Origin of the sequence: Paludibacter sp. 221, from assembly GCF_010501035.1 — a bacterium.
GTDB lineage: Bacteria > Bacteroidota > Bacteroidia > Bacteroidales > Paludibacteraceae > QVMH01.
In genome coordinates this window covers 75,335-82,125 of sequence record NZ_QVMH01000008.1, presented here as the reverse complement: position 1 = coordinate 82,125, position 6,791 = coordinate 75,335, and the positions used below count along the sequence as shown (strand labels likewise).

The 6,791-nt window shown below is 39.4% G+C and carries 8 protein-coding genes; 4 read left to right on the top strand and 4 right to left on the bottom strand.

Features of this window, described 5'->3' with window-relative positions; translation table 11 throughout:
* Positions 1–124 precede the first annotated feature (124 nt).
* The 4 genes from D0T49_RS03380 to agaR form a co-directional block, all read right to left on the bottom strand.
* A complete protein-coding gene (locus D0T49_RS03380; protein ID WP_163629179.1) occupies positions 125–577 on the bottom strand; it encodes a MarR family winged helix-turn-helix transcriptional regulator in 453 nt (150 codons plus the stop codon).
* Positions 558–926: a hypothetical protein gene (locus D0T49_RS03375; protein ID WP_163629178.1), complete on the bottom strand. Its 369-nt coding sequence runs from the start codon at positions 924–926 to the stop codon at positions 558–560. Before D0T49_RS03375 ends, D0T49_RS03380 begins: the two co-directional genes overlap by 20 nt.
* Positions 923–1,396: a glutathione peroxidase gene (locus tag D0T49_RS03370; protein ID WP_163629177.1), complete on the bottom strand. Its 474-nt coding sequence runs from the start codon at positions 1,394–1,396 to the stop codon at positions 923–925. Before D0T49_RS03370 ends, D0T49_RS03375 begins: the two co-directional genes overlap by 4 nt.
* A 148-nt stretch (positions 1,397–1,544) precedes the next feature.
* Complete coding sequence (gene agaR / locus D0T49_RS03365) at positions 1,545–2,333, bottom strand: transcriptional repressor AgaR (RefSeq protein WP_163629176.1); 789 nt, start codon at positions 2,331–2,333, stop codon at positions 1,545–1,547.
* A gap of 285 nt (positions 2,334–2,618) precedes the next feature.
* On the opposite strand from agaR, the gene D0T49_RS03360 reads away from it, so the two are divergent.
* Genes D0T49_RS03360 through D0T49_RS03345 form a run of 4 tightly spaced genes read left to right on the top strand, consistent with a single transcriptional unit; the run spans position 2,619 to position 6,761 of the window.
* Positions 2,619–3,767 carry an SIS domain-containing protein gene (locus D0T49_RS03360; RefSeq protein ID WP_163629175.1) on the top strand — a complete coding sequence of 383 codons (1,149 nt, stop codon included), beginning with the start codon at positions 2,619–2,621 and terminating at the stop codon, positions 3,765–3,767.
* Positions 3,767–4,996, top strand: a complete 1,230-nt coding sequence (locus D0T49_RS03355) for a class II D-tagatose-bisphosphate aldolase non-catalytic subunit (RefSeq protein WP_163629174.1) — start codon at positions 3,767–3,769, stop codon at positions 4,994–4,996. The genes D0T49_RS03360 and D0T49_RS03355 overlap by 1 nt, the downstream gene beginning before the upstream one ends.
* Positions 4,993–5,946 carry a carbohydrate kinase family protein gene (locus tag D0T49_RS03350; protein ID WP_163629173.1) on the top strand — a complete coding sequence of 318 codons (954 nt, stop codon included), beginning with the start codon at positions 4,993–4,995 and terminating at the stop codon, positions 5,944–5,946. The genes D0T49_RS03355 and D0T49_RS03350 overlap by 4 nt, the downstream gene beginning before the upstream one ends.
* Positions 5,943–6,761: a class II fructose-bisphosphate aldolase gene (locus D0T49_RS03345; RefSeq protein WP_163629172.1), complete on the top strand. Its 819-nt coding sequence runs from the start codon at positions 5,943–5,945 to the stop codon at positions 6,759–6,761. Before D0T49_RS03350 ends, D0T49_RS03345 begins: the two co-directional genes overlap by 4 nt.
* Positions 6,762–6,791: the final 30 nt, after the last annotated feature.

The window sequence follows — 6,791 nt, the reverse complement described above, 5'->3', positions numbered from 1 at the left end:
ACGCCGCCTGCTCTTATTTTTCGGCTCACCGGACAAGGTCAAAAGAGTACCTATAACGGATTGAAGAAACATTCGACATTTTTGTCATGTACTGAGATTTTAAGAAACTGTTTTGAATTAGTATTTATTTCTTATCTGTACAATCCTGCTTATTAATACTCCCCAGTATCTTATAAAGCAATACGTAAAGTGTTTGCACCTCCTCCATGGCAATAGGAATACATGAGCCTAATTTCAAAGGTATTTCAACTGCTTTTTGCCGCAGATTTTCTCCTTCTTCGCTTATGGTTACTATCACATTCCGTTCGTCTTCTGTACTGCGCTGACGAATAATAAGGCCTTGTTTCTCCAGTTTTTTAAGTAAGGGTGTGAGCGTTCCCGAATCCAGATACAAGCGCTCCCCCAATGTTTTTACATTCATGCTTTTTTCTTCCCACATCACCATCATAGTAATATACTGGGTATATGTCAGCCCTATTTCGTCCAGAAAAGGCTTGTACTGCCGAACCACCTCTTTAGCGCAGGCATAAAGCGGAAAACAAAGTTGGTTTTCTAATTTAAGCGGATTTATTTCCATCTCTCTGATTATTTACCCTTTCTACAAACATTAATATCAGCCCCGATACCTTTAATGTAATCGCACCATAAAAAAGAATACTGCGGAGCAGCGGCATAGGAAATACATATTTAAACAATAATGACACAAGTATCATTACAACCCCAGCAAGAATCAGAACCAGCCAGAGGCTCATTTTAAACTCTTTAACTCTCATTACATCGAATAAGAAAACGGATTTCAGCACAACAGCCAAGCCCAAAAACGAAGTCCATGCTATGGCAGACAATCCGAAAATCCTTAAAACAAGAGACACAAGCAACAATGCTAAGCCACTATACAAAAATAGTTTGCTATCTATTTTTTTCACAATAAAGACTGTATTTTACTTTCCAACTTCTCCGGTTTGGTAGCTGGAGAAAATCGTTCCACTACTTTTCCATCTTTGTCTACCAGGAACTTAGTAAAATTCCATTTAATATTTCGATTAAAAAATCCGCCTTTCTGCGATTTCAAATAAGTATAAAGCGGTTCTTCATTCTTGCCGTTTACTTCTATTTTTGAAAACAGCTTAAATGTTGTTTTATATTTCAACTCACAGAAATTCTGTATTTCATCATTCGTATCCGGCGCCTGGTGACCAAACTGATTGCACGGAAAATCAAGTATTTCGAATCCTTTATTCTTATATTTTTCATACAACTCCTGCAAGCCCTTATATTGCGGGGTAAATCCGCAACCCGTAGCCGTATTTACTATCAAAAGCACTTTCCCTTGATAATCGCTCATACTTACCAAGTTACCTTTAGCATCTTTTACCTGATAATCGTAAATTTTCATATTTATATTTTATAAAATTAAATTGTATGCAATTTTAAAAAGAAAAAATCACATAAACCAAAAACGAAACTATATTTTCAGTTTAATTAACAATGAAAACGGATAATATGAAAAGCAATAAAGATCTGTATCTGTTAAAGAAAGTTTTTCACCTGACATTAGCAACATGCACTTTAATGCCCATTTGTTTCAACTGCATCTTTATTTCCGAAGGGATACCCTCATCCGTAACAACGGTACTTATTTTGCTTACAGGAGCAATAAAAGCAAAACTCCGTTTGTTAAACTTAGAGGAATCAAAAACAGCAATAGTCTCTTTGGCCATCGACATCATGGTCTGGTTTATATTGGCCTCCTCTATATTAGGCGTGGAAACACCTTTCTCCAGATTAAAACTGTCTACTCCCAAAAACAACTTATCGCAGTAAAATATTTTCAAAGTCGATTCAGCCAAAGGCCCTACTGTGGAATGTGAAGTTTCGCGCAAGTGCCCTCCCAGCATTATCACACTGAAACGCTTATATTTCAGCAGTTCAATTGCTATGTTAATTGCATTAGTAATAATGGTCAGTTTCTGAAAATCGTGCAGATTTTTTGCAATCTCCAAAGTAGTTGTTCCCGAATCAAGCAGGATAGTTTCATTTTCATTTATAAGCGAGGCGCCCAGTTTCCCTATAGAGCGTTTCTCCCTATAATGATGCAGCTGCTTATCACTTATCGTCGTATCATTTCCAATGTTTGTTTCAGGCAGGCGGATAGCCCCTCCACGCGTACGGGTAAGCAAGTGCCTTTTCTTTAATTCATTTAAATCCTTCCGAATCGTAACTTCCGAAACCTTGAACTTTTCACTTAAATCTGAAACATGCACTTTAGATGAGAGTGTAAGTTCCTGAAGTATTTTAGCTCTTCTTTCACGTGTCGAATCGATTGTTTCCATAGTTTTTAACGAATTAATAAGAGAAAACAAAGATATATCATAAATTTTAGAGTACCAACCAATCAGAGAATAAAATAATTTAATAAAAAACATTTCGAAACTATTCGAAACACAATATTAATCTCACATTAAAATCTAACTACTTATTATTCATAATCTTAATACCGAATTTACAAAAACATGCTTTACAACATACAATCATTAACTTATGATTGTTTCGATAAAACATACATTTGCTTTCGATTCAAGCAAAATCGAAACTAACGCAATTTTATTACAAGAGTCATGTTAAATATTACACAAACAAACACCTACAGGGAAATATTCCAGCAACCCAAAATGTGGATAAAAGAATATCAACTCATTTCAAATGAACTTTCGAATATAAAATCATTTATTTCGAAGAATTTCATTTCAAATGAATATGAAATAATATTAGCCGGAGCAGGTACTTCTGCATTTATCGGCAATACGCTTTCATTTATTCTACCGCAGAAAGGAATACAATGTAAGGCTGCTCCTACCACCGATTTAATAACGCATCCAAAGTCTTTTTTTGCTTTCGATAAAAAAATCGTCATGGTTTCGTTTGCGCGTTCGGGCAACAGTCCTGAAAGTTTAGCAGCAGTACAAATTGCCGAGTCGATGTGTGCCGAAGTAAAACATATTATCATCACATGCAATAAAGACGGAGAATTGGCAGTGAATGCAAATCCCGAAAACACATTATTACTATTGCTACCACCCGAAACCAACGACCTGAGCTTAGCAATGACGAGCAGCTTCACTACTATGCTACTGACATGTATGCTCATTGCAGATGTAAACGATTTTGAGAAACAACTATCTGTAATCAAACATATGAGCGAAGATGCCGAGCTCGCCCTGCAAAAATACGAATCGGCAATAAAAGAAATTGCACAACGCGAGTTTTCCAGAGCCGTATTTCTTGGCTCGGGCGAACTGAAAGGAATAGCCGAAGAATGTCACCTGAAACTTCAGGAACTGACCGATGGAAAAGTGATTTGCATGTTCGATTCTTTCTTAGGTTTCCGCCACGGACCAAAAGCTGTTATCAACGACGAGACTTTGCTCATATACCTATTTTCAGAAGATGAATATGTACAACAGTATGAAAAAGACCTGGTAGAGCAAATCAATTCAAACAACAAAGTAGTAGCCCAGATAGCCGTATCACAACGCAAAATTGAAATTCCGAATGTTAATTTCGACCTCGAAATCATCTTGCAAAAAAACAACCCTTACAACTCTGCCTATAATTACATTCCGTATGTATTTATTGGTCAGCTATTGGGATTTTTCAAGTCACTTACTTTCGGTCTCAATCCGGACAGCCCATCGGTTTCGGGAAACATATCGAGAGTAGTAGAAGGAGTGAAAATATATAATAATTACGAAGAAGTAAACGAATAATGGCAAAGACAGAAAATATATTAAGACAGATAGACCGGTTGAAAGCTGAAACGGGTATTCCACGAACGCTTTTTGCAGCTTGTCCTAATTCCACATCAGTAATAAAAGCAGCTTTCCGTGCAGCTAAACGAAATAATGCACCGATAAAATTTGCTGCAACACTAAACCAGGTTGACAGCGATGGTGGCTACACAGGTTTAACGCCTATGGAATTTACCAAAATGCTGGCAAACGAAGCAGAAGCCATTAACTACACGGGGGCTTACATTGTAGCAATCGACCACGGAGGACCCTGGCTGAAAGACAAACAATCCGTTGAAAAATGGGACTTGAAAAAAGCAATGGACGGCGTAAAAAAATCGTTCGAAGATGCTATCGCTGCCGGATACGATTTAATTCACGTTGACCCTACCGTGGATATTTTCATTCCGAAAGGAGACATTATTGATATAAATGTAGTTGCTGAAAGAACCGTGGAATTAATAGTCCATGCCGAAAACTACCGGAAAAGTAAAAACCTCTCTCCCATCTCGTACGAAGTAGGCACAGAAGAGGTACATGGCGGATTGGCGGACGAGAGTACTTTCGACACTTTCATATCACAACTACAAAAAGGGCTTGCTGAAAATGGGCTTGCAGATGTGTGGCCTTGCTTCATTGTAGGAAAAGTAGGCACCGACCTACATACAACCACATTTGATAAAGAAGTGGCAAAAAACCTGACTGAAAAAGTGCGCCCATTGGGAAGCTATATAAAGGGACACTATACTGATGGAGTTGAAAACCCGGAAGATTATCCACTTTGCGGGATAGGTGCTGCCAACGTAGGCCCCGAATTTACTATAAGCGAGTACGAAGCATTAGTAGAATTGGAAGAAACCGAAAAAAGATATTACGACGAAGGAGCAGTTGCACAACTTTCGCGCATAAAAGACGTGTTGTGGAAACTGGTGTACGAATCGAACCGCTGGAAAAAATGGCTGCAAGATGACGAAACAGGCAAAGACCTGTATCAACTAACCGAAGAACGCCAAAACTGGCTGGTGAAAACAGGTTGCCGCTACATATGGCAACACCCCGAAGCATTAGTAGCGCGCTACCGCCTGTACGACAATCTGAAACGCCACGGGATAGATGCCGAAGCAGTTGTACTGGGACGTATAGAACACGATATGGACAAATATTATTATGCCTTCAATCTTATAAATTTAAACGACCATCTATCATGAAAAAATTTGATGTAATTGCCATAGGGGAGTTAAATGTCGACTTAATTCTAAACAATATAGACGGACAACCCGAAATAGGCAAAGAAAAATTTGCAAAAGACATGATTATGACCCTCGGAAGCTCAACAGCCATTTTCGCTGCAAATACGGCCTCATTAGGGACAAAAACAGCTTTCGTAGGGATGATTGGCAAAGACAACTTTGGTAAACTGGTAAAAGACAGCCTAAAGGCAAAAGGAGTAGACACATCACTCCTGATAGAAACCGATAAAGGGGCAACCGGAGCCACCATTGTTCTGAATTACAACGAAGACCGTGCTAACGTAACATATCAGGGCACTATGGATATGATGAGCTTTGCGGATATAGACAAGGCGGTTTTTGACGAAACTAAACACATACATATATCTTCCGTTTTCATGCAGTCGGGTATAAAGCGCGATTTGATTGACATTTTGAAATTTGCCCAAAGCAAAGGTGTGACAACATCGCTCGATACTCAGTGGGATCCTGTTGAAGCATGGGATTTCGACTACGCTAAGATATTACCCTTAGTATCAGTTTTCATGCCGAACGAAAAAGAATTGCTCTTTATTACCCGCTCGGCAAATCTGGAAGAGGCTATCAATAAAATAAAACCATACATCAATCTTTGCGTCATTAAGCGTGGCAATCAAGGGTCATTATTAGTTGCAGGAGATGGCACCAGCCACAATAAGGAAGCATTTCTGAATACGAATGTAGTAGATGCTATCGGTGCAGGCGACAGTTTCAATGCAGGCTTCATCAACCAGTTTGTACAGGGTAAAGCAGCCGCAGAATGTCAGGCTTTCGGCAATTTGACAGGAGCCATCAACACCACCGCTGCCGGAGGTACAGGGGCTTTTATATCCAAAGAAAACATAGTAAAAACAGCAAAAGAAGTTTTCGGACAAACCATACTGCTATGACCATTCAGGAAAAATTAAAACAGTATCAGCAGGAGAAAAAAGCCATATTGGCCACAAACTTCTACAACCTCGAAACCCTGCAGGGGATTTTGATAGCAGCCTCGAAAATGCAGGTTCCTGCCATTTTGCAACTAACAAAAAGCTCCATCGACTACATGGGGCTTAAAGAAGCCGTAGTTATGGCGCGTCAGGGATTGGCCGACTATCAGGTCGAAGGATGGTTGCATCTTGACCACGGCGGTTCGGTAGATTTGGTGCAAGCCTGCCTCGACGAAGGGTTTGAATCGGTAATGATTGACGCAAGCGAAAAGAGTTTCGACGAAAACATACGTATAACAAGCGAAGTAGTAAAACGGGCAAAGGCATACAATGCAAACGTAGAAGCCGAATTAGGATTTATTGCAAAACTCGGACAGGAACAATCGGGCGGATATACTACCGTAGACGAAGCCAGCCGTTTTGTAGCCGAAACAGGAATCGACGCTTTAGCCATCGCAATAGGCTCTGCACACGGGTTTTACAAATCAGTACCCAAACTAAACATCGAACGCTTAAAAGAAATCCATGCTGCTATCGACACTATTCTGGTTTTGCACGGTAGCTCAGGAATACCCCACTCGCAAGTGAAAGAAGCAATCCGAAACGGCATCACCAAAGTAAATCTGGCTACAGAAATCAAAGACACATTTATGCGTGCATTGAAACAGATACTCCAGACAACTGACGAGATAGACCTTCGGAAGGTATTTCCAAAAGCAACAAATGCGGTTGTAGATTTACTAAGCGATAAATATGCAATGGTAGAAAACAGATAGACAAACCATAAATTAATAAACAGATTTTAC

Coding starts and splice junctions, on each gene's coding strand:
- D0T49_RS03380 (WP_163629179.1), bottom strand. CDS start 577: ATGGAAATAAATCCGCTTAAATTAGAAAACCAACTTTGTTTTCCGCTT.
- D0T49_RS03370 (WP_163629177.1), bottom strand. CDS start 1,396: ATGAAAATTTACGATTATCAGGTAAAAGATGCTAAAGGTAACTTGGTA.
- agaR (WP_163629176.1), bottom strand. CDS start 2,333: ATGGAAACAATCGATTCGACACGTGAAAGAAGAGCTAAAATACTTCAG.
- D0T49_RS03360 (WP_163629175.1), top strand. CDS start 2,619: ATGTTAAATATTACACAAACAAACACCTACAGGGAAATATTCCAGCAA.
- D0T49_RS03355 (WP_163629174.1), top strand. CDS start 3,767: ATGGCAAAGACAGAAAATATATTAAGACAGATAGACCGGTTGAAAGCT.
- D0T49_RS03350 (WP_163629173.1), top strand. CDS start 4,993: ATGAAAAAATTTGATGTAATTGCCATAGGGGAGTTAAATGTCGACTTA.
- D0T49_RS03345 (WP_163629172.1), top strand. CDS start 5,943: ATGACCATTCAGGAAAAATTAAAACAGTATCAGCAGGAGAAAAAAGCC.